The sequence below is a fragment of the Nonomuraea sp. NPDC051191 genome, assembly GCF_044455665.1.
GTDB lineage: Bacteria > Actinomycetota > Actinomycetes > Streptosporangiales > Streptosporangiaceae > Nonomuraea.
The window spans coordinates 363,611-385,782 of sequence record NZ_JBITEZ010000012.1 but is presented as its reverse complement, the minus strand read 5'-3'; the positions used below and the strand labels follow the sequence as shown (position 1 = coordinate 385,782).

Genomic DNA, 22,172 nt, shown 5'->3' with positions numbered 1-22,172 from the left:
GGATTCCCAGCCCAGCCCGGATGGTGACAAGGAAAGGGAGTGATCAGGATGACGCGGACGCGGATCAGACGGTATCGGCGCACCGGCGTCGGGATGCTGCGCGCCACCGTGCATCTCGCCCCTCCGGCCCATCCGGGCTGGCCGAAGCCCGGCTCCTCGGTCGAGCAATGGCGGTCATGGCTGGCCCAGGTATGGGCGGACGAGCCCTTCCAGCAGGCGGTCAACAGCGCCAGCCCAGACTTGGCCCGACAGCTTCAGGCGATCTTCGATGGGCAGGTGAGCAACGTCCGCCGGGTGCGTCGCGCCGCGCTCTCCATCGCCCGATACGCCATCCGCTTTGCGCACCGCTCCACCCCGTTCGGCCTGTTCGCGGGTGTCGCCCTGGTCGAGTTCGGCAACACGCCGTTCGTACGTGTCGGAGAAGCGCACGAGGCCGTCGACCGGCCCGACCCCGCAGAACTGGACTTGGCGATCACGACGTGGGAGACAGACGAGAAGGGGATGGACGACGTCGAGGTGTGTGTGAACAACCTCGCCCGCGTCCGCGACGGCCGCGTCCATGTACCGGCCGAGGGCGCGGACGAATTCTCCCTGGCCTCGACGGCAGCGGTGGAGCTGGTGCTGGAAGCGGCCAGCTCTCCGATCCCACATGCGGCCTTGCTGGGGAAGCTCGCCGCAGAGTTCCCGCAGGTCGAGCCTTGCCGCCGGGCCGAACTGGTCGCTGAACTGCTACGCACGCGGCTGCTGCGTTCCCGGCTGCGTGCGCCGGCCACCGTCACCAACCCGGCCAACGTCGTGTCGCCCGCGCTGCTGGCCGCCTGTGAGCGCACAGCGGTGGACTTGCGGTTGGACGCCGAGGTGCGCCTGCCTGAAACGGTCGCGGCTGAGGTGGAGACCGCGGCGACCGTGCTGGCCCGGCTTGCGACCCATCCCGCTGGTACTCCGGCCTGGCGGCGATACGCCGAGCGATTCGTTGACCGGTTCGGTGAGGGGACCGAAGTTCCCGTCGAACAGCTCACCGACCCTGAGCGGGGGTTGGGCCTTCCGGACGGGTTCGGCCTGTTGTCGGAGCCGCCCAGGCCGATGTCACGCCGCGACCGGCTGCTGCTGGATCTGGCCGGGACCGCTGCCGTCGAGGGCAAGCAGGCGGTCATCTTGTCCGAGGCGCTTGTCGAGGAGTTGGAGGCCGCCGCGGCCGAGCCGTTCGGCAACATCGCGCCAGCGCCGCACTTCGAGGTGTGCGCGCAGGTCCAGGCCCGGACGGCGGCTGCGCTCGACGCGGGCGACTTCCGGCTGCGCGTCCACACCGTCTCCCGCGCGGCCGGTTCCATGTCCGGGCGCTTTTGGCATCTGGTGCCGGACCTGGCTGCCGGATACGCTGCCCTGCCCACCGTCGCGCCCGGCGCGACATTGGCGCAGTTGTCGTTCCACCCCACACGGGCCGAGGCAGACCTGCTCACCAGGGCACCGCGCGTTCTACCGAAGCTGGTCAGCGTCGGCGAATACCGGTGCGGCGAGGATGTGCTGTTCCCACGCGATCTGTCGGTCGGCTTCCGCGACGGTCATTTGTATCTGGCGGTGGCCGCGACCGGGGAACGCCTGGAGCTACTGGCCCCCACGGCGATCAATTTCCTGTGGAACAACTACACGCCGCCGCTGGTCCGATTCCTGGCCGAGATCAGCCGCGCCGCCACCACCCAGGTGACGTGGTTCGACTGGGGCGCCGCGTGGACGCTGCCATACACTCCGGCGCTGCACTACCGGCGCACCATCCTCGTCGCCGCCCGATGGCAGCTCCACGCCCGAAAACTGCCCGGCCGTACGGCACACCTGGACGAGTGGGCCGAGCACCTGCACGCCTGGCGCGTCCGGTCCGGGGTGCCGGAGCGGATACTCCTGGCCCTTGATGACCAGCACCTGCCACTAGATCTCACGCGAGAGATGGACGTGGACCTGCTGCGCGCGCACCTGAGCGGCAATCCTGTCGCGGTGCTGTTCGAGGCGCCGCCACCGGACGCCGATGGGTGGCTGGGCGGCCGGGCACACAGCATTGTCGTCTCAGTGGAGTCGACGCCATGAACACCCTCGCGACGCAGGCCCTGGCCGAGGGGGCGCTCGGCCAGGCACTGCTGCACATCGAGCGCGCCGATCTCGCCGCCGCGCGTCCCCTGTTGCAGGAAGCGGTATGCGGCGGCGTCAGCATCGGCTCCAACGCGAGCTTGTATCACGGAGCTCCCGCGCTGGAGTTCGTCCTCAGCCGCGCCGGGCGCGTCGACCGGGATGTGCAGGCCGGCGTTGACCGTGTCGTGGCCGCCCGTCTGTCCGCTGCCCGGCAGCGGCAGCAGGAGGGGCTGTTGCCGTCACTGGCGGAGTTCGACCTGATCAGCGGACTAACGGGGTTGGGGACGCTGCTGTTGGCCCGGCCGGGCGCTTCACCTCTGCTCGAAGAGGTCTTGACCTATCTGGTGTCGCTGGCGCGCCCGGTCACGGTCGATGGGCGGATGCTGCCGGGGTGGTGGTCGCCGGACAACCCCACACACGAGGCGCAGGTCTTCGGCGGTCATGGCAACAACGGCATCGCCCACGGCATCGCCGGGCCGCTGGCACTGCTGTCGCTGGCCGCCCGGCGGAGCTTCCAGGTCGACGGCCAGTGCGACGCCATCGGCGTGTTCGCGACCTGGTTGGAGGAGTTCGGCAACTCCTACTGGATCACCCTCGACCAGCTCACCGACTGCAAGCCGCTGCCGGTACCGCCTCTGCGGCCGTCTTGGTGTTACGGGGACCTGGGGATCGCCCGCGCCCTGCAACTGGCTGCGCTCGCACTGGGCGACCCGGCCCGCAGGCAGAAGGCTGAGGATGTCGCGATGGCGGCGCTGCTCGACTCGGATCGGCTCGGTCGGGTAAGCGATGCGTCGCTGTGTCACGGCTGGGCCGGGATCTTGACGGTCGCCACCGCCATCGCCGCAGACAGTGCCTCCCCGGCTCGGTTCACCACAAGCATCCGGCGAGTGCACCAACGCCTGGCCGCCGGACTCGGCGACCTGACCAAGCCCGGGTTTCTTGAGGGGCGTGCCGGGGCGCAATTGGCGCTGGAGGGCTCCAACCGCACCGGCTGGACCTGCGCCCTACTCCTTCACTGATCCTCACCGTCCCACCGACCCGAACACGGAGCGAGCAGGAGCGACTCGACACCATGAACAGTTATGAGGACAACCTCGCCCCGCCGGCCGGGCCGGAATGGTGGCAGGCCACGATCAGCTTCCCCGACCGCATCGGGGTGAGCCCCGAGGCGGCGCTCGCGCTGTCGGCCGCCCTGGTCGGGCGACGCTTCCACTTCCTGCGCAAGGAGGGCGGACTGCGGCTGCGCACGGATCAGCCTGTGGACGTCGTGCTCGACCAGCTCATCGCGGGCCAGGTGGTGGCCAGGTGGGTCAGCGGCATGTACGAACCCGAAACGGAGGCGTTCGGCGGCCCGCAGGGCATGGCTATCGCCCACGAGGTGTTCAGCGCCGACAGCCCCGCCGCGCTGGCCGAGACCGGCAGTCCCGACGGCAGGGAGCGATGCATTCTGCTTCTGTCGGCGATGTTCCGGGCGGCAGGGCTCGACCCGTTCGAGGTCGGCGACGTGTGGGCGAAGATTGGCGAGCTGCGTCCTGCAATTGACCCGCCCGCCGAAGCGCGCCGGGCGGCGGCGATCAACGCGATGCGGCGCCTCATGAACGCCGATGCCGCCCAGCGGCCTCTACCTGAACCGGGGTGGGCCGAGCGCGTGGCCGCCTTTGAGGACGCAGGCCGCCGCCTCGCCCGGTGCGCGAAGGACGGGTACCTGAAGCGAGGGCTGCGCGCCGTCCTGGCTCACCACGCCATCTTCGCGTTCAATCGCGCCGGCACGTCCGTGGCCGAGCAAGCCGCGGCGGCCTGGCTCGGCTGGCAGGTCGCCTTCGGAGAGGACGGACCGGCCGCCGTGTCCACCAGCCCCTCCTCGCCAGTAACACCTACCTTCACCAGGATGGAGACCACCATCACTACCGCCGTCGATCCCACCAAGCTGCGCGAGGCCATGGTGGCCAAGTACATCGACTCCGGCCACCTTCGCACGCCAGAGATCATCGAGGCCTTCCGTGCGGTCGAGCGCCACACGTTCGTCCCCGACGCTCCCATCGAGGCCGCCTACGTCGACGACGCCGTGGCGATCAAGCACGACCCCGGCGGAGAGATGATCTCGTGCATCTCCGCGCCGTCCATCGTGGCCACCCAACTGGAGCAGGTCGGCGCTCGCCCCGGGCACAAGATCATGGAGGCCGGGGCAGCCACCGGATACAACGCCGCGCTGCTCGGCCACCTGGTCGGCCCCACTGGACGCGTGTGGACGATCGATGTCGACCAAGACCTCGTCGACACGGCCCAGATGCACCTGCAAGCGGCCGGGATGGGCAACGTGACAGCTCTGCTCGGCGACGGCGCGGCCGGGCTGCCGCAGCACGCCCCCTTCGACCGCATCCAGTTCACTGTGGGCGCCGGCGACATCCCCACCCGGGTGCTCGACCAACTCGGCCCGGACGGTCGTCTGGTCATCCCGATGCGCATCCGTGGAAGCATTTCCCGATCCTTCGCCTTCGAGCGCGACGGCGACACCTGGAAGACGGCCTCCTGCGAGATGGCGACCTTCGTGCCGCTACGCAAGGGCATCGGCGATGACATCTACACCCGCGTCCCCATCGAGGGCGAAGGCGATGTCCATCTGGAGACCTTCAGCGAGCAACTCGTCGACCGCGAGGCGATGCGCACGATCCTGGACACCCCAGCCCACCCGGCCTACACCGGGGTGAAGTTCCGGCAGGGCGACCCGTGGCAGTGGCTGTATCTGTGGCTGGCCTGCGTCCTGCCCAACGGGCTGTCCCGGATGCCCGGCAACCGGCCGGGATTCACGCCGCACTTCGCGTGGGGCTCGATGGCCGCGCTCGACGCAGACACCCTGGCCTACCTGACCATCCGCGAAGGCGAGGACGGCGAAGGACGCTTCTGGCAGATCGGCGTCATCGGCCACGGCCCACGCGCCACAGCCCTGGCCGAGCAGGTCGCCACTGCGATCGAGGAATGGGACCGCGACTACGGCAACCGCGCCCCCGCCCCCGGCTTCCGCATGGCCACCAGCGACAACCGTGACCTGCTCAAGGCCGCCGATCCGCGCTTCATCATCGACAAGCCGGCCAGCCGCCTCGTAGTCGACTGGCCGTAGGGAGGAGTCAGCGTCGTGATGAACCCGGCGATCGCCGCCCGTATCCCGCTGGTCTGCCGCACCAAACCGCCCGGCAAGCCGTTGGCGGAGCGCATCGCCGATCTCACCTCGCTGAGCATCGAACCCGCAGGCGCTGGCCGCCATGACCTGGTGGCCCGCGCCTGCGGGGTCCTCAACATCTCCGCGCTCATCGCCTCCGACGCCGCCCTGCCCGAGATGGCTGCCGATCTGTGCTGGAGGCAGCACCGGGTATTCGCCGAGGCTGGGAATCTCGACCGGGAGATCGCCGTCATGTCGCTGATGCCGCTGATCAACCTCGGCCGGCTACTGATTCGCGAAGGCGACGGCGAAGGCGCCTACGAGCTGCTCGATCAGCTCTACCGTGCGGCCCAGCAGCGCGCCGCTACTGTGATCCATGGACATGACGTCGACCTGTCGCCCCTGACCCGCACCCACGACGACCACGGTGCGGTGTGCACGGAGCTGTGGGTCGCGCTGCTCATCGACGGGGCCCGCGCCCTGGCCCAACAGGGCCGCTGGAGTGAGGCCGCCGACGCGATGGCATCCCACCGTGGTATCGGTGACCGGCTGCTCGACGGCCGCCAGCTCAAGATCATGGCCCTGCTGGAGCAGGGACGCCCGGCGGAGGCGACCGCGCTGATCGACTCCACGGTGCCAGCCGAGCCATGGGAGACGGTCGTGGCGTCGCTCCTGCGCATCGCCATCCGCCCCGGCACCACAGCCACCTCGCAGGACGAGGTCGAGCACGTGCTCGCGCAGACGTACAGCCTGGTCGCCGCCCAGGAGCCGACCACAGCGGCGTTCCGGGCTCGCCTCGCCTTGACCGCTCTTGACGTGACGGCTAACCAAGGCCAGCCGAGCGGCGCCCAGCTGGCCGCCGCCGTCATCGACGTCGCCTCCACCGATGCCTACGCCGCCCGCGATGTCCTCGCCAACCCGGCGATGCGCTCCCGCATGACAGGCCAGCAGCACGAGGACCTCGTCGCCGTGATCGCCGCCGCGGCGCTCGGTACCGGGAGCATCCCGGACGTCCATCTCAAAGCCCTCGTCGAGAGGGTGGAGCACGCCGAGCAGCGCCTGCGGAACCTGCTCGCCACAACTGTGTACCCCCGCCCGACCTCTTTGGAGGAGACGTGACGCGTCAGCCTTGGACCACCGCGCCGCTTGTGGCCCTCGACCTGGAAGGCACCGGCGGCCAGGATCGTGACCGCGAGCAGATCCTGGAGATCGCGATCGTCCCGCTGGACGGCGGCTTCCCGGACATGACCGCTGCCTGGGACACCACGGTCAACCCGGGCCGCATGGTCGCGCCCCGCCCATGGATCGCCCGGGAACTCACTGGCGACATCCTGTTCACCGCGCCCGCCTTGGACGACATCCGTGCTGAGATCGTTGATCGTCTCGACGCGCGGATCATCGTCGGGCACAACATCGGCGTGGACTGGCGGCTGCTGCGCCGTCTCGTGCCCGAAGCCCAGCCATCGGCCTTGATCGATACCGCCCAGCTTTACCGTCACGGTCACCCTGCGAGCCGACGCTGGAATCTGGTCCGGCTGCTGGAGAAGTATGCCCTCAACGCCCAAGTCCACCAGCTCGTCCCCGCCAGCCGCCCGCACCGCGCCCTCTGGGACGCGGTCGGGGCAGCCCTGTTGCTGCCCTCACTGATCGAGGACCTGCCCAGCACTACTTCCCCCACAATGGAGGAACTGACCCGCCTCGCCGGGGTACCCCTACTCGGCAAGGCATCCCGCATGGCTGAGGTCGAGCAGGTCGCGCTCGATGTCTGACGGCCGCCCTGCCCAAGAGGAGGTCCGCATGAACCTTGCGCTCCGCGACGAGCTGCTGCGGCGCATGGAACGCGATCAAGCCGTCCGTACGGCCACTCCCCTCGGGCAGCCGATGACCGAACAGGCCTGGCAGGAATGGGAGCAGGTCGACCACGACAACACTCGCTTCCTGAAGGACGTCATTGCTGAACATGGCTGGCCGGGCCGCGATCTCGTCGGCGACGACGCCAGCAAGGCTGCCTGGCTACTCGCGCAGCACGCTGACCACGACGTCGTCTTCCAACGCCGCTGCCTGGAACTGCTGCAGGCTGCTGCCGCAGCCGGGCAGGCCGCGCTCCCCGATGTCGCGTATCTGACCGACCGGGTCTATGTCGCCGAGGGGCGCCCGCAGCTGTACGGCACGCAATATCACGAACCTGACGGACGACTGCAGCCGCGTCCCATTGAGGACGCCGAGCATCTGGACCAGCGGCGCGCTCAGATGGGGCTTGGCCCGCACGCCGAGTACGACCAGCACATGCACGAGCAGTACGACATGCCTCAAGAACAGCCCCGCGAACTGCCATGACCGCCTGCCGTACTCGCCGGCCGCCTGACCCCGTCGATGAGCGAAAGTAGCGTTGTCCGATAACCGCCGACGCCGCCTCCCTACAGCAGTCTCCGGATCACCCGCGGTCCGCCATGGTCGCCAGACTCATCGAGCGAGGCACGACTCAAATTGCCACAGGTAGAAGCGGCCTTCGCGAAGGTTCGCCGCCACCTGTTCGCTCCCGAGGCACCCCTGGCCGACGCCCACTCAGCCCAGAACACCGTCACGACCAAGCACGACACCTCAGGCGTGCCGACCAGCTCGATCAGCGCCCGCTCGCTCCAGGCCGAGATGCTGCAGGCCGTCCAGCTCTTCCGCGGGGCGAAGGTCGCCGAGACGAGTCTGCAAGGTCGGCCCCAGCCTGCTGACGACGCAAGCTGAACGCGGCGGTGCCGTTGCGCACGCCTCACCGCGGTCCCGGCATGCTGACAGCCGCCTCGGCTGCCGCACCGCCGGACCGTCGTTGCTGGCCGACCCGCCCCACCCGCCTCAGGCCTGGCGCGTGCTGCTTGGCACCGTGCGCTCATGGAATAGAGGAACGATTACTGCTGTGAGGCGATCAAGCGGAATGTCCTCGGTGAATCAGTTGAAGACGTGGTGGCATGCGATATTGCGTAGCCGGTACTCGCGTGCGCGAGGTGGGAACAACTCGTCGCATCTCGTGCCGATCATCGATGGGCTGATACCCCAACTGGACAGGTCCCATGAGGGTGGGCGTGGGTCGCCCGCTACGCGTTTTGCCTGGCTGCTCGGCCTCGATGGGTGGCGGTCGGCTGCGGGACCGGCTGTCGCTGTTGAGTGCGGAAGCCCGTGGCGACGGTGCGGCTCAGGCAAGTGTGCACGGGTTCTGGCCGTGCTCCTCTCCTTGGCGCTGCTCGTCCTCTCATCTCGGTCGGAAGTTTTGTGGGGGAGGGCGAGTGACACCGGTGCGCGGAGAGCGGATGAGGCGCTGGCCTTGTGCTCTAGCGGAGCCGGCCTGGCGGCATCGTGGCCGGCGACGGCTGGCCGAGCGTCCACGGCTTGAGGTGCAGAGCCTCGCTGGTCGTTGGGGTGGGCTGTTCCGGCGCCGCTCAGCGCTATCGCGGCGGTTATTACGGCAGCAGCTCCGCCTCCTAGAAGCAGAGTCCGGATGCGAACGCCACGCACTCGCGGGCCGATGTCAGGCATGTCCTTGATCTCCGATGCTCTTGATCGTTACGGAGCGTAGCGTAGCTGCGACTCCGTGGACATCCGCTCGGCTTTGGCCGTCCATTGAGGACCCGTGACGCTGCCATCTCGTGCGCGTCGCTGCGTCTCTGTCGGGTCGCTTCGCCAGTGATCGTCGAGCTGATCTTGGGTGTGTCTGCGAGCGGCCGTGTCTCGCCAGGACACCCCCTGGGCGACGGATTCGGGGAGGGGTGAGGTGGATGGGTCGGCTTCGCGGACGCCCCTCGTCGAAGGAGAAGCGATTCAGTCTCGCGAGGCTTACCCAGTAGATACCAGACTCGATGCAAGCACTTACTGTAGCCTTACAACTACTTTAAGTCGCCGAGTGTTTGGAGCGTCGATGCGCCTGCCTCTGCTGGCCGCCAATGTCGGTCTTTGTGCTGGTCTCGTCCTCGCAGCCATCCCGGCCTACGGTGCTGCCCGGCCGAACGCGGTCTTCCTCTCCATTACGGCCCATGGAGGCACCACGATGAGGGCCGTCTACGTGCAATGTCCGAATCCGACGCAGGGGCACCCGTACGGCGAGGCTGCATGTGCCTCCATCGATGCCGTCGACGGAGACTTCGACCGTCTCCCCAGCCGTCCGCCCCGTCGGTGCCCCGAGGGGCAAGGCTCGGTCACGGCGACGATGAATGGCATGTGGCAAGATCGGTCAATCAGCTGGCAGAAGACCTTTCCCAATGTTTGTGAGCTTTACGCTAAGACGGGTGCAATCTTCCTCTTCTGAAAGGGCTTGCACGCCTGGACCGACCTGTTGAACGGTTGAGTCGGAGATCGCGCGTGCGCTTACCCCGCAACGGTCGATAGTGCCAGATGCTACGGCGGTTTCCCAGTTCCCGCCGGCTGGCGAGAACGGGGAGAGGTTAGCCCCTGCAGGACGTCCAGGCCGTGGTGGCCAGGTTATGGAACCCGAGACGGGCAACAACCTGCGTACGTCGCTCTCTTGATGGCGAGGGCGGCGGTTCTAGCGCCTGGCAGCGCATGCCTGACGGCGATGACGCGGTACAGCCCTCGTGTACTAAGGGCATTTGACGACTCCGGCTGCTCGGTCGCCGAGGCGTCCTGCCCGGTGGCGCAGGCGGCACCTTCAACTCAAGGAGGTGTTCCCTTCCACCGTTGTGCGTAGCGCATATGCGCGCCCCACGCTATCTCCCCTCCTATTATGCGCTTGCCGAGGTGCTTCAGATAAGTGACCTCGAAAGCGTATGGCGTGCCCTGAAGGTCGGTGCAGATTAGCAGTGCGATCACCTTGCCTGCGGCGTGCTCATCGGCTCGCAGGTCATGCTGTAGGGCTGAGCGTCGGGGTACTGGAATAAGAGCCGACGAGCGCGGGGTTCGGCGCGGCTTCAAGTCTTTGTGATGCGCATTCCGTTTCCTTGTCGTCATGCGAGGGGTGTGGTGGTACATCCTTGACGTAGACAAACCCCTCTGGAGGAATCTGGTGATTCGGGAATGCCTTACAAATGACCGGAAGAGCGAGGCTTCCGAGCTTTTGGGTCGAATTATTATCGCGGGTGCATTGACGTTTGAATTGCTGAGTGAACCAAGCATGGCCTTGGCCCATGCAGATCCCGCTTGTCCGACCGAATATGTCTCCGAGCAGGCACGCCAGATGTTCGACGTCGAGAAGCTGTGCGCGTTGGTCCGCGGGGATCTGGCGGAGGGTCGGCCAGTCGATCTCGGAAGGCGGATGGCCGAGACTCAGCGGGTACCAAGATTGACGGCACCAGCACCAGCACCGGGGCCACAGGCGCAATCCATACCGAAGAGCTCGCCCTCCAGAAAGAAGCGTCCCCGGCCAACGCCTGTGCCCGTACCTGCGCCTGTGCCGAGCAGGCAACACGGAGCAGACGAGCCGGGCAGAGACGAGCCGCGCAAGCGGCGGGAGACGGTCCCACGGCCAGATCGTCCGTCGAAGCCTGTTCCGAGCCGAAATGACACCATCAGGCGAGTTCATCGCAGGCACGATCAGGACAACCGCGCGCCTTCGCATCGGCGTCACGCGCGAATGAAGCCAGGTACTCCGCCGCTGCCCTCCCCATCGCCCTCGGTGTCACGATCGCCTCTCTTGCCTGCAGCGGGCGGCGGTGCAGAAGATGTATCGGCCAACCCTGCCGGCACCACATCTGAGGTGAGGCGACCACTTGGAACCGCGCTGGCGTTCGGGCTGCTGGTCATGCTGCTGGGAGCCGCGCTGATCATCCGTCGACGACTTCGACCGGGTACCGCGCTTCCGGCCTCCCAGGCTGGGTCTACTGCGCACCCCCTTGAGAGCGGGCAAGGCCACGACATGGTGGCTGCTGCCGATGTGACGGCACCGGAGATCGACGCGGCCGTGGCGGGGTTCGTCGTCGGAGGTTTCCGCATCGGGCAAACGGAAGAGAAGGCTGTAGAAGAGGCCGATGTCGATGCGCCTCGGTCGGGCAAGGCCAAGAAAGACGCAGGTGAGACGGGCATTTCAGCGACCGAGGCGCCGGCAGCTTCTTCCTCCGCGGCGCTGGTGGCATCGCAGTTCGTCGCGGCCCGTGGAAAGGCGAAGGCCGAAGTGCTGGGAGCACTGCGGCTGTCGTACGGTGACTCGGAGCTCTCCTTCGGCCGGGCAGAGGCCTCTGATTTGTTCGCGTTGCTGTCGGCCACGCGGGAAGGCATGTCGACGCAGGGCATCATCGACACGCTGTGGCCTGGCGACGATGATCGTGGCGGTCGCCTGCTGGAGTCGGCGGTTCGGCAGCTCAACCAGGTGATGCGGCAGGCATCCGGCCTGGGGGTCGGCGTGAAGTTCGTGGTGAAGGTAAGACAGCAGAGGCAACTGGCGGCCGCCTACTTCGATGTGGACTTGTGGCGGTTCGAGTCCGCCTTCGTCCGAACGGGCACCGTGGAGGGGAGGGCCGCCCGACTGGCTGCCCTGCAGGAGATGCTGGCCCTGTATCGGGGGCCGTTGCTGGCTGGACGTGATGATCTTTGGGTGCTTCCACTGCGGCAAGCGGCACAGCGGCAGGCGGTGAACGCTGCCGAGCGCTTCGCCGAACTGGCGCGGACGGAGGACCCGGACCGAGCGGTGGACGTACTACGGCTGGCAGTGGAGCGTGTCGATCCACACAGCGAGGTGCTGTGGTGCCTGCTGATGTCGATCCAGGGTGAGCTGGGGCGCCTGCACGCGGTTCAGCGGACGTTTGAGCTGTTGAAGGAACGGATGGCGGAGATCGACGCGGTGCCGAGCGCGCAGGCTCGGCAGATGCACGAACGGCTCATCCGCTAGGCGTGTCTCGGGAGCTGTCGATGCACCCGAGGTGGCGGATGATGTGCTGGTCGCGCTGCGAGTAGGTGACCAGAGCGTCGCTCGTGATGAGGTGCGCGGGGCGAGTGCCGTAGATGCGGGCCAGCAGGCGCAAGGTGAAGACCGAGGGGCGCCGGCCCGCTTGTGGCCAGTTCTCGTAGTCATACAGGCGAGACTCGCGCAGTCCTGTGCCGTCGGTGCGGGCGAGGCGATGGAAGGCGTCGACCGTCTGTGCTGCGGTGAGCCCGGCGGCATATCGGTAGAGGCGTAGTGGGGTGGCGGGGTGGTCCAGGCCGAGGATGACGGCGATCTGGTCGGTGGTGAAGCCGTGCTGGCGTAGGTAGCGGCTGCGGCGTCGGCAGTCGAGCAGGGTTTGGTATCCGGTGCCGGACATGGCCTGGTGTCCCTTCGCGTTTGCGTGCGGTTGCGCGTGGCGGGCCCGTTGGGTTTCGGGTTGGGGGACGGTAGGTGGGCTTGGTGGAGGGGCTCCAGTCTGGACGTGGGGTGATCGCCGAGTGGTCCGCCGGGTGTGGGCGGCGGGAGTACCGGTGTTGCCGCAGGTCGGGGGTGCGGTGCAGGTGTGGTGGGGTTGGGGGTGTGATACGGGCGGCGAGGTGGATGATCGTGCTGGCCGCTCCTGGATCGGCCGGGGGCGTGACCGGAAGGGATAGCTCCGCATGGACAAGCTCACGCAGCACGCGATCTCGGGCGAGGCGGTCGACGCCCTCATTCCGCGAGGCTGTCAGCAGCCGTCGTTGATGGAGGAGTTCCCGGATCTGGCGCCGGGGCTGGTGATGTCGACGTTCCATTCCTCGCGGTTGTGGGCCGGGGTGGCCTGGCGGCGGGCGTTCGCCGGGAGGGCGGATCAGTCGGCTGCCGCCCGCCGGAGGGTCGGGCAGCTCCTGGCCGACACCGGGCGGGCCGACGATGCTCGGTGGGTGACGGCCGAGCTGGTCAGCAATGCGCTGCGGCACTCCTTCTCGGGTCGAGAGTGGGGGTTCTTCGTGGTCGAGGTGCTGCGCGGGGCGGAGTCGGTGCGGATCGTGGTCTATGACCTGGGTGGCGGCCCGGTCCCGGACTTTTCTCAGACGCCTGGCTCGATACCGGAGACTGCCGAGGACGGCCGGGGGCTGGCCGCGGTGGCAGAGTTGGCGGACCGCACCGGGGTGGCGGGTAATGCGGCGACCGGGCACGCGGTGTGGGCGGAGCTCTCCCTGATGGAGGGGCTGCCGGACCCTCCTCGGATGACGTGACAGGTGACCGGGTGGAGGAGCCGAGTGGCGTTCTGGGACTGCCATCGGCCGCTAGACCCGGTTCTAGCCGTCAGGAGGGGTGTCGGGCTGGACCCTTCCGCGGCGCTGCGGGAGAGGAGTTGAGGTCGAAGGCGGACCAAGTGTCCGCTTACGGGCAGGAGCCGTGGGCGCGGCATGCACTCGCCGCGCTACGCCGGGGCTGGCCTGACTGGGCCTTCCTGGTGGTGGGCTACCGGTGGCTGGCGCTGCGCGGCAAGCAGGTGATGATCAGTGCCACCGGGCCGCAGGCACTGCGGCATGCCTTGCCGCCGATCCCGGCCCAGCCGGTTGTCGAGTCAGGATCGCAGCTCGCTGGCCTGGTCGAGCACCGAGTGCTTGGGGTCTGCCCCCTGGCGAGATTGGCCGAGTTGCTCAACGGAGCACCCTCTAGCGTGCCGCCGCTGTTGGCCTCGGCGTCCGCACCCGGCGCGGAGGCGGGTGCGGACAGTGTGGGTGGTGGGGTCGCTGCGGGGATGAGCGGTCCGTGGACGGCCGATGCGCCGCCGTTGGGCGTGATGGCGGCGGAGCGGTCGGTGACGGGCACGTGGGCGGTCGCGGGCGCTGATGGGGCGCGGGTGGCGCGGCGGCAGGGTGGATGGTGGCCATGGGGTCGGCGGCGTGACCGGTCACGGCCAGACCCGCGAGCGGGGGAATCGACTCCTCCGGCCCGCCGAGCCGGGCCGGAGGAAGGTGCTCGACGTCGTCATCGCCGTGTCCGGTCCAGGCCCCCGAAGTTGGCTGGCGGCATCGCGGCATAGGTTGCGGGCCGCGTCCGGCCGTGGGTGCGGGGCGGGCTTGACACCTGGGGTGCAGGTGGGTGTTGATACCGGTCCGCCCCTCCGGCACGGAGGGGTGCACTGGCGGCCCTGGCGGCGGCCCTGTGGGTTCGCCTCGCGTAAGGGGCGAGGCGAACCCACCGCCGAGCGCAAGAGTGAGCCTGGAAGTGTGGGTGTCGCGTTCACTGTTGCGGACTCAAAAACTGGACGTTGTTCGGTGTCGCATCCGGTGTCGCGTTTTGTTGTCGCGTCCGGTGTTGCCGCTGAGAGCGCGACATCCAATGGTGTGCCGTGCGCTCACGTCATGCGGGTCTCGGCTGTTGCGCTGGCCGCCCCGAATCGCCTATAGACGACTCCATTGAATATGTGTGCGCGCGTTCTCGCGGGTGCCTGCACCATCATTTTGTCTTCTCTCGTTCCGCTTCTGCGCCCCGCCCTACCCTTCTTCCATCAGCAGTTGCCGGCCAGCGGCCTGGCCGCGGGCCGGCCTCGCGGTGACCTCGTCCTGTGCGGGGAGCAGTGCCTTCGTCGGTGATATTGAACCGGGCCCGCTCTGTGGCGGACCCGTCCGCGTTGCCTGACGGCATGATCGACATCTTCTGTCCGGCCGACCCGGCGCGGGCGTGTGGCGGGTGCGACGCGGGCGCGGCAACCGTGCGGGGTGGGGTGTTTGGGATTGGCGGCGTTGGATGACGCGACCGGGCACGGGTTCTTCGACGTGGGCTGAGCGGCTGGGGCAAACGCGCGGCCCCGGTACCGCCGCAGGGTGGTGCCGGGGCCGGTTGCGTTGCCGGGGGTAGGGGTTAGACGCGGGCGGGTGTGGCGGCGCTGTCAGGCCCGTCCGCGCCGCCTGCGGTGGCGTCCGGGACGGAATCCGGAACGGCGGGCGGGTGGATGTCCACGTGCGTGGCGATCATCGCGGCCACGTCAGCGGGCGGGATGTCGGCGCGGAGATCCGTGCGCGGGTAGGTGCCGCCGGAGGCGATGCGGCCGAGGTAGATCCATCGGATCGTGAGCGGCGGCGCGGGCGCGTCCCCGTGGGCGGGGTCGGGCGCGGTCAGCGGGATGTTCACCTCGACACGGTGGCCTTCAGGCGAACGGTACTCCTGACTGTAGGTGTCATAGATACGGGGGGAGCGGCTGCCGGGGCGGCGGCTGCCCTGAAGGTGGCGCTGGTAGCCGTAGGCCCGCAGGGCGCGGGTGTAGGGCAGCGTGAGGGGCATGTACGCGGCGATGTCGGCGCGGCTGAGGTAGTAGTCGCCGAGGATGTCGGTCATGTGGGCGGCGATCGCCTCGAAGTCGGGTTGCCCGCCCGGCATGCATGCCTCACAGGTGTGGGCGTCGTCGCAGGTGTCGCAATCCCCGCCGAGGCCGAACATGTGCTCGTAGGCACAGATTTCCAGCAGGGTGCCGTCGTCCCCGCGTTCCGGGCGGGCGATGACGGGGTTATCGTGGCGGTCGTCCCACATGATCGCCCATCCGGGGCCATGGTCGGCGAGGGCGCGGGCGTGCGCGGGTTCGACGGTGCGGCGGGCGGCGGTGCCGTTCCCGTTGCCAGTTCCGAGGTCGGTGTGCGTCATCTGTGGTGTGCCCTTTCCTGTGGCCCGGCGTTATTCCGGGGCGGTGTTCTAGCGGCGTTTCCCGCCTAATTCCATGGACGCTCGTTTCCGTACTGATGTCAACCGGGATTCGTGTTCATCTCGCAGATTCTTTCGTGCGGTTATTCGGGTAATACGGCATCGTTCGCCGTCGTCTTCTTGTTGTGTGAAGAGTCGGGCCGGCCCGGAATGTCAAGTCGATCCGGCGACCTTCTCGCAAGATGTTTTCGCAGATCAGCGCTTGTTTTGTTAGGTCAGCCTCTCCAGCCGTCGCGGTGACATTATTTGATGCCGGATCGGCTTGCCATCCGGGTTATTGGCGAGGGATGGTCGTGACGCAAACGAAAAACACCGGCCCGGACGGGGTCGGGAATTCGACCGGAAAGGGCATCACGCAATGGCTATTCACACCCCGGAAATGACTGCTACCGAAACCGTCGCCGCTGGTGCGGAAGTCGCCGTTATCGGAACGGTTGCTACCGCGCCCCTGACGGCCCCTGACAGCCCCGCGACCGCCGCCCCGGACGCTGACCCCGCGACGGACGCCGACGGGCGCGAAATGGCGGTGTGGGCGGCGCTGAACGCCGAGCCGGGCGGGTCGGCCACTGCGATCGGGGCGGCGGCGGGTCTGAGCCGGATGGCGGCGGGCAAGATCCTCAACCAGTTCGAGGCGGACGGCCGGGCGCGGCGTGAGCCGGGCGTGAGCGAGGGTGGGCGCGGGCGGGCGGCTGACCGGTGGTTTCCGATCATCTCCGACGCCGACGCCGACGCCGCTACGGCCACCGACGCCGACGCGGAGCCGACCGGTGCCGCCGACGCGCCCGCCCCGGCCCCTGAGACGCCGGACGCCGAGCCCGAGGCGATCGCCGCACCCGGCACGGATGCCGACATCCCGGATGTTGGCGCGGTGCCCGAGCCGGAAGAGGAGCTTTCGGTCGTGATCGATTCGGCTGATCCGGCATCGGCGGATGAACCGATCGGTGAGGAGGACCTGATCGCCGATGAGGCGCCCGGGGAGGATCCGGACGGGACGGACGGCGACCTCGACGCGCGCGAGCCTGTGGCGGATGACCCGGCGTGGGCGCGGGCACGGGCGGAACTGGCGGAACTGGTCAACCTGTTCGGCGGGGTGATTTCGGCGAACGAGGAGGGCAACGCCGTGATGGCGTTGGGGTGCCTGGAAATGGCAATGACCAAGGTCGCCTCGGCACACCGCAACGCGCGGGCGGCGCTGACCGGCACCGCCGCCCCGGCCCGTCCGGTGTCGGCGTCCCGTCCGGGGGCCGGTGGCGGCGCGGGCGCGGGGGACGCGGTTCGGCCGGGTGCGTTGCGGGACCTGGTGTACGCACACCTGAGCGAGTTCCCCGACAAGGACTTCACCCCCTACGAGATCGGGAAGGTCATCAACCGTTCGTCCGGTGCGGTGGCCAACGCCCTGGACCGGCTGGTCAGCCTCGGCGAGGCGGTGCTGACATGTGAGCGGCCCCGCCGGTTCGGCCTCGCCCCCACCGCCAAGCCCACCCTCGCCGCACCCGCCTACACCCACGACACCGACACCGACACCGACGTGAACGACGACGCGGCCTGAAGCCCGAGGTTGGGCGGGCCGCCCTTACCAGCCCGCCCACCTCGGCCCCGTGCGGGCGGGACACACCCCTACCGGACCGCCCGCACCGGCCCGCAACGCGCCCGAGCACGGCCCCGGCCCCGCGCCGGACCAACGTCCCTCACCCACTGATCACCGGCACACCGGCCCGCACGGGGCCGGGGCGGGACCCCCACTGACAACACCCATCGCGGCATCGCGTCTGTTCCGCGTGCCCGCACATCAGAACCTCACATCAGAAAGGCACTGTCATGGCTCACGAGATCGAGATCTTCGCCGACGGTTCGGCCGGATTCGCCGCCGCAGGCAAGCCCGGCTGGCACGGGCTCGGCTACACCGCGCCCGGCCCGATGACCGCCGAGGAGCTCCTGTCCCACGCCCAGCTCGCCGGGTGGAACGTGCGCAAGGTGCCGGTCGGTCAGGTCACCGACCCCGTCACCGGCCAGCCGGTCGTCACGGACGAGGACTTCCTGGTCGTCCGTACCAACCCGGTCACCGGCCGACCGGAACGGCTCGGCCGCGTCGGTAAGGAGTATCAGGTCCTGCAGAACGAGGACGTCACCGACTTTCTCCAGACTCTCGTAGATGAGTCAGGGGCGATCTTCGACACCGGCGGATCGCTGAACAACGGGCGGCGCGTGTTCGTCACCATGCGCCTGCCCGAGCCGCTCATGGTCGGCGGGTTCGACCAGATCGACCTCTACATGGCGGCGTTCTCCCGGCATGACGGGTGGGGCGCGTTCACAACGGTCGCGACCCCGGTACGGGTGGTGTGCGCCAACACCGAACGGGCAGCGCTGGCCAACCACGCATCGAAGTTCACCGTCCGGCATACCGGCAACGTGGCCGGACGCATCGCCGAGGCGCGCGAGGCGCTGAAACTCACGTGGAAGCACGGTGAGGCGTTCGCCGCCGAGGCCGAGAAGCTGCTCGCGGTCCCGATGGACGTCAAGGAGTTCCGTCAGTTCGCCACCCGGCTCCACCCACTCCCCGCCGACGCCAAGGAGCTGGCCAAGCGCAATCACGACCTGACCATGCGCGAGCTGGAGTACCTGTTCGCGCAGGCCCCCACCCAGGAGCCGATCCGTAACACCCGCTGGGCCGCCTACAACGCGGTGACCGAGCGGCTGGACCACAAGAGCCCGGTGTTCGGCAGCCGCGATGTAGCCACGGTGCGCGCGGAGCGTGCCCTGCTCGATGACCACGACAACGCCAAGATCAAGGCCCGCGCATTCCGCCTCCTGGCCACCGCCTGACAGCGACGGTTCCGGTACGGCCCGCAGCGCGGGGCCGTACCGGAACCGCCGCCAGAACCACGGCCCTGCGTCCCCGTGCCCCGGGCTACGCAGGATCGGACGCCCGCTCTCAGAACCCATCAACCGCGATTCAAGGAGTTCATGATGGGACGACTCGAAGACCTAGTCCTGCACAACGCCTGTCTCACCCGGCATGAGCTCGGCGAGGCCCTCAACCGCATCGCCTCCCTCGACGACGAAGGCACGTTGCGCGACAAGGACCTGGGCCGTATCGCCTACGCCTACCAGCGGATGTCGTGGTGGCAGCAGGTCGCCGACCTCACCCACGGCCGCGAGGAGACCGTCGACGGCGCGACCGCGCTGGAGATCGTCCGGCAACGTGCACAGGACCTGCTGATCAACGCTCGCCCGCTGACCAACGGCGGGTTGTTCGCCCTGGCGATGGCCGAGTCCCGCCGAGGCGGCGCGCGTGCCTTCCTGGACGCCACCCAGAATCTCGCCGACGCACTCACCCCACCGCCCGCACGAGACGCCCACCCGGCTGACGGCCCCGCCACTCATGCAGCAACGCCCGCCGTTGCGGAGTCTGGGGCTTCGGCCAAGGAGTACCTGCTGTGACAGTGCGGCTGACACCCGCTGTCCGCATGGTCTCGCCCGCCCTCTGCCTGCAGTGGCAAGGGCGGAGCGCCGGACCAGCGGGCTACCTCATGACCCTCATCCCGCACCTATCCATGTCACCCGACGAAAGGAACGCATGCGATGAATGACCGGTACCGGCCGCGCCCCCCGCTCCCGGATGACGGGCCGCCCACCGCCGCCCCGACCTCGGGCACTACCAATGTCTGGGCCGGGCAGACGCAATGCTCGCTGGACGAGCTGACGTTCGAGAAGATCACCGCCGCACGTCACGCGCATTACGCGGCGGCGGCCGAGGCGGTTGCCGCCCTGCAGAACGGACGTTGGCTGTCGGGCGAGCAGTTGTTCGCCGCCGAGCACACCAGATCATCGCGCGGCTGGTGGGATCTGGTGGACGTGCAGATCACGGTCAAGAGGCTGGCCTGTGATCACGCGGTGCGGCGGGTGCGTTCCTGGGCACGCCACTACCTCACGAACGAGGCACCGGCCGGGCGGCCCGGAACGCTGTTCGAGCACGCGCTCGCCCACGCCTCACGCATCGCCGCCCGCGACTTCCTCAACGCCAGCGGTCAGATCCTGACTCACTACCTCGCCACCGAGTCCGGCGACCAAGCCGACATCCCGGCTCCGGGCGCACCCGTGAACCACCGCCACGCCGACGATTCAGCAGCGTCCCCGGTGATGCCCCCAGCGTCGGCGGACGCGTCATGAACGACCAACACCCCGCGCCAGCGCGCCCCGGTGCGGACCCCACCACGTCACGAAAGGACAGTCCCATGCGGAACCCACAACACCCCGATGCACCGGCTCCTGCACCCAAGACTGGCACTGCCGCCACCTCCGTGCTCAACCCAAGCGAGCCGGTGTCGGTGGAGGCGATCACCGAGCAGGCCCGCCAGATGCGGCAGCACAACGCCGACACCATCGGACGGCGGCTGAGCCGGGGCGAGCGGCTGAGTGCGGAGGTGCTCTACGACATCCTGCATGCCCAGACGCTCGCCGGGTGGTGGCTGCTGGTCGACCGGCACATCCGGCACGCCCGAGGCGGCCGGGGCCTGGCCTCGGAGGAGACGGTGGCCAGGTTCGTCTCCTGGATCAGCCCCTACCTGGACGACGACGCCAGCGCGCTCGACACCGCTACGAGCTGCCGCATCCTCGGACTGCACTGCGAGCACGAACTCGCCCTGGCCCACTTCGAGCGGGCCTTGGCCCTCATCCGGCAAGACGCGGCTCGAACCTTCCTGGCCCAGGCGAAGACACTCCAGCCGGCCTCCCCAGCAGAGGCCCCCAGCAGCAGCTCGGCGCAGGAGGCGAAGGCATGAGCAACAGCACTGCCACAGGCAATCCCTCCAGCGCGCCCGAGCCGCCAGCCACGAGCCGTCCCGGCACGCGCCACCCGGATAGCTCGCGGGTGGAGTTCTTCCAGATGATGGCATGGAGGTGGGACATCACCACCGCCAAGAAGCTCACCCGCGCCCGCACCCCGCAGGGCCGGATCGATCCCAGGGAATGGGCGGGCATGCTCCGGCTGATCGCCATCAGCACCGAGCACGCCGCCCACGTAGATCTGTCCGAGCCGTTGATCGTGGCCACCGTCCCGAACGGCGGCATGCTGATCATCGACGGCTGGCACCGCCTGTACAAGGCGCTGGCCACCGGCGTTCCCGAGCTGTCGGCGGTGATCCTCACGGCCGAGGAGGAGCTCGCCTGCCGGATCTTCGGCGGAGAGTCCAGCGGTGACGTGGACGAGTACGGGCACAACGAGGAGGAGTATGGCGGTAGCTGAGCCGGTGATGTAGGAGGTATGCCCCGTCCAGCACAAGTCCAGTGTGCTGGCCGGGGCACACCTCCTTCACCACCGGCTCACAAGAGGGTGTGTGGCGGCGTCAGCGCGATATGGGGCGCTTTCCTGCCAAGATCAGCGCGAACCTTGCCATTGCCTCTTCCATGGTTGGGTTCTGGAGAAGATACGGGTTGGGGCCATATCCGAAGATGCTTACGTATGGTTTGGGCTTGTCTGAGCCAGGCTCGGCCTTGGATTCGATCCTCCTTGTGAAAGGGCCATCACCGTCGAGAGCATCGGATGCTCGGGGGGTGAGGGTGTGGCCGATGAAGTGGAGCACCGATTCGATGGGGAGCAGGTAGTCGAAGAGGCTGGCTTCGTCGTCCTCGGTCAGGGTGGGGTCTTGGGGTCTGCTTCGGTTGTGGAGGTCGACCAGTCTGGAGCTTTCAAGGCAGTTGTAGAGCTCGCCTTCGAGCCATCCGGCTTCGGCGCTGTTCAGCGTTTCGTCGTCGTTGGATTCGTAGCGGATGAGCAGGGCTCTGTACCAGTGGTCGCGGTCTTTGAGCTGCTGCAGGACTCGGTGACGCAGGCCCGGGTTGGTGGCCTTGCCGACGTAGGCGCCCCACCGGCCCTTCGCGTCGGGGCGGTCCAGCAGGATGTAGACGCCGGGCACGTTCCAGCCTCGGTCGAGGCGGCTGGCATGATCTCGGTCGAGCAGGAGCATGCCGGCGACCTTGTGCTTGGCTCGGATCTTGATCGGGTGGTTGAGATCCTCGGGCAGGCTGACGACGAGCTGGGACGGGGCGAGCCGCATCGCGCGCACGGGGGCGCCTCCTTCACCTGGTGCCACAACAAGATCTTCCCGAACAGTATCGGTCAAGTCGCCCTGAGTAATCAGGGGTTTTGGGTAAGAAGCACGCAGCTCACCGTGCGGATAGGGGTGTCGGCAACCCGGCGGGTCACGTTTGTGGCGGCGTCATGTCACCACCGGTTGGGCCCTGTCACGGTGTGCCGCAGGGCCCATTGGCGGCGCTGTACGGGCCGTATGGCGGCCGGTAAGGGCGTTCCAAACAGCCCCCGTGTCGGGATGCCGAACGGCGCGTCAT

General features: G+C 68.4%; 19 protein-coding genes. 16 read left to right on the top strand and 3 right to left on the bottom strand.

What is annotated here, in order from left to right; all coding sequences use genetic code 11:
* Positions 1-48: 48 nt before the first annotated feature.
* The 9 genes from ACIA8R_RS33825 (at position 49) to ACIA8R_RS33785 (ending at position 12,101) form a co-directional block, all read left to right on the top strand.
* Complete coding sequence (locus ACIA8R_RS33825) at positions 49-2,079, top strand: lantibiotic dehydratase family protein (protein ID WP_397042036.1); 2,031 nt, start codon at positions 49-51, stop codon at positions 2,077-2,079.
* Complete coding sequence (locus ACIA8R_RS33820) at positions 2,076-3,140, top strand: lanthionine synthetase C family protein (RefSeq protein ID WP_397042001.1); 1,065 nt, start codon at positions 2,076-2,078, stop codon at positions 3,138-3,140. The genes ACIA8R_RS33825 and ACIA8R_RS33820 overlap by 4 nt, the downstream gene beginning before the upstream one ends.
* A gap of 53 nt (positions 3,141-3,193) precedes the next feature.
* Positions 3,194-5,239, top strand: a complete 2,046-nt coding sequence (gene fxlM / locus ACIA8R_RS33815) for a methyltransferase, FxLD system (RefSeq protein ID WP_397042000.1) — start codon at positions 3,194-3,196, stop codon at positions 5,237-5,239.
* Positions 5,240-5,257: 18 nt separating this feature from the next.
* Positions 5,258-6,397, top strand: a complete 1,140-nt coding sequence (locus tag ACIA8R_RS33810; protein WP_397041999.1) for a hypothetical protein — start codon at positions 5,258-5,260, stop codon at positions 6,395-6,397.
* On the top strand, positions 6,394-7,047 hold the full coding sequence (locus ACIA8R_RS33805; RefSeq protein ID WP_397041998.1) for a 3'-5' exonuclease: 654 nt from the start codon (positions 6,394-6,396) through the stop codon (positions 7,045-7,047). The genes ACIA8R_RS33810 and ACIA8R_RS33805 overlap by 4 nt, the downstream gene beginning before the upstream one ends.
* Positions 7,048-7,075: 28 nt before the next feature.
* Positions 7,076-7,615, top strand: coding sequence for a DUF6624 domain-containing protein (locus tag ACIA8R_RS33800; RefSeq protein ID WP_397041997.1), 540 nt, complete (start codon positions 7,076-7,078; stop codon positions 7,613-7,615).
* 150 nt (positions 7,616-7,765) lie between these two features.
* On the top strand, positions 7,766-8,017 hold the full coding sequence (locus ACIA8R_RS33795) for a hypothetical protein (RefSeq protein WP_397041996.1): 252 nt from the start codon (positions 7,766-7,768) through the stop codon (positions 8,015-8,017).
* A gap of 1,165 nt (positions 8,018-9,182) precedes the next feature.
* A complete protein-coding gene (locus ACIA8R_RS33790; RefSeq protein ID WP_397041995.1) occupies positions 9,183-9,569 on the top strand; it encodes an SSI family serine proteinase inhibitor in 387 nt (128 codons plus the stop codon).
* 1,563 nt (positions 9,570-11,132) lie between these two features.
* Positions 11,133-12,101 (top strand): BTAD domain-containing putative transcriptional regulator, encoded by a 969-nt coding sequence (locus tag ACIA8R_RS33785; RefSeq protein ID WP_397041994.1) that lies wholly within the window; start codon positions 11,133-11,135, stop codon positions 12,099-12,101.
* Here ACIA8R_RS33785 and ACIA8R_RS33780 read toward each other — a convergent pair.
* Positions 12,091-12,513, bottom strand: coding sequence for a helix-turn-helix domain-containing protein (locus ACIA8R_RS33780; RefSeq protein ID WP_397041993.1), 423 nt, complete (start codon positions 12,511-12,513; stop codon positions 12,091-12,093). The two genes, ACIA8R_RS33785 and ACIA8R_RS33780, sit on opposite strands and share 11 nt — an antisense overlap.
* A 283-nt stretch (positions 12,514-12,796) precedes the next feature.
* On the opposite strand from ACIA8R_RS33780, the gene ACIA8R_RS33775 reads away from it, so the two are divergent.
* On the top strand, positions 12,797-13,372 hold the full coding sequence (locus ACIA8R_RS33775) for an ATP-binding protein (RefSeq protein ID WP_397041992.1): 576 nt from the start codon (positions 12,797-12,799) through the stop codon (positions 13,370-13,372).
* Positions 13,373-14,990: 1,618 nt separating this feature from the next.
* Here the strand turns inward: ACIA8R_RS33775 and ACIA8R_RS33770 are convergent.
* Positions 14,991-15,767: a hypothetical protein gene (locus ACIA8R_RS33770; RefSeq protein WP_397041991.1), complete on the bottom strand. Its 777-nt coding sequence runs from the start codon at positions 15,765-15,767 to the stop codon at positions 14,991-14,993.
* Between the two features lie 415 nt (positions 15,768-16,182).
* Between ACIA8R_RS33770 and ACIA8R_RS33765 the strand changes: the two genes are divergently transcribed.
* From ACIA8R_RS33765 to ACIA8R_RS33740, 6 genes are all read left to right on the top strand, one after another.
* Positions 16,183-17,373 (top strand): hypothetical protein, encoded by a 1,191-nt coding sequence (locus ACIA8R_RS33765; protein ID WP_397041990.1) that lies wholly within the window; start codon positions 16,183-16,185, stop codon positions 17,371-17,373.
* 269 nt (positions 17,374-17,642) lie between these two features.
* On the top strand, positions 17,643-18,647 hold the full coding sequence (locus ACIA8R_RS33760; RefSeq protein ID WP_397041989.1) for a DUF932 domain-containing protein: 1,005 nt from the start codon (positions 17,643-17,645) through the stop codon (positions 18,645-18,647).
* A gap of 141 nt (positions 18,648-18,788) precedes the next feature.
* Positions 18,789-19,265, top strand: a complete 477-nt coding sequence (locus ACIA8R_RS33755; RefSeq protein WP_397041988.1) for a hypothetical protein — start codon at positions 18,789-18,791, stop codon at positions 19,263-19,265.
* Between the two features lie 141 nt (positions 19,266-19,406).
* Positions 19,407-19,994, top strand: a complete 588-nt coding sequence (locus ACIA8R_RS33750) for a hypothetical protein (RefSeq protein ID WP_397041987.1) — start codon at positions 19,407-19,409, stop codon at positions 19,992-19,994.
* 131 nt (positions 19,995-20,125) lie between these two features.
* A complete protein-coding gene (locus ACIA8R_RS33745; protein WP_397041986.1) occupies positions 20,126-20,605 on the top strand; it encodes a hypothetical protein in 480 nt (159 codons plus the stop codon).
* Complete coding sequence (locus ACIA8R_RS33740) at positions 20,602-21,069, top strand: hypothetical protein (RefSeq protein WP_397041985.1); 468 nt, start codon at positions 20,602-20,604, stop codon at positions 21,067-21,069. Before ACIA8R_RS33745 ends, ACIA8R_RS33740 begins: the two co-directional genes overlap by 4 nt.
* A 100-nt stretch (positions 21,070-21,169) precedes the next feature.
* Here ACIA8R_RS33740 and ACIA8R_RS33735 read toward each other — a convergent pair whose 3' ends face one another.
* Positions 21,170-21,889, bottom strand: a complete 720-nt coding sequence (locus ACIA8R_RS33735) for a hypothetical protein (RefSeq protein WP_397041984.1) — start codon at positions 21,887-21,889, stop codon at positions 21,170-21,172.
* Between the last annotated feature and the right edge of the window lie 283 nt (positions 21,890-22,172).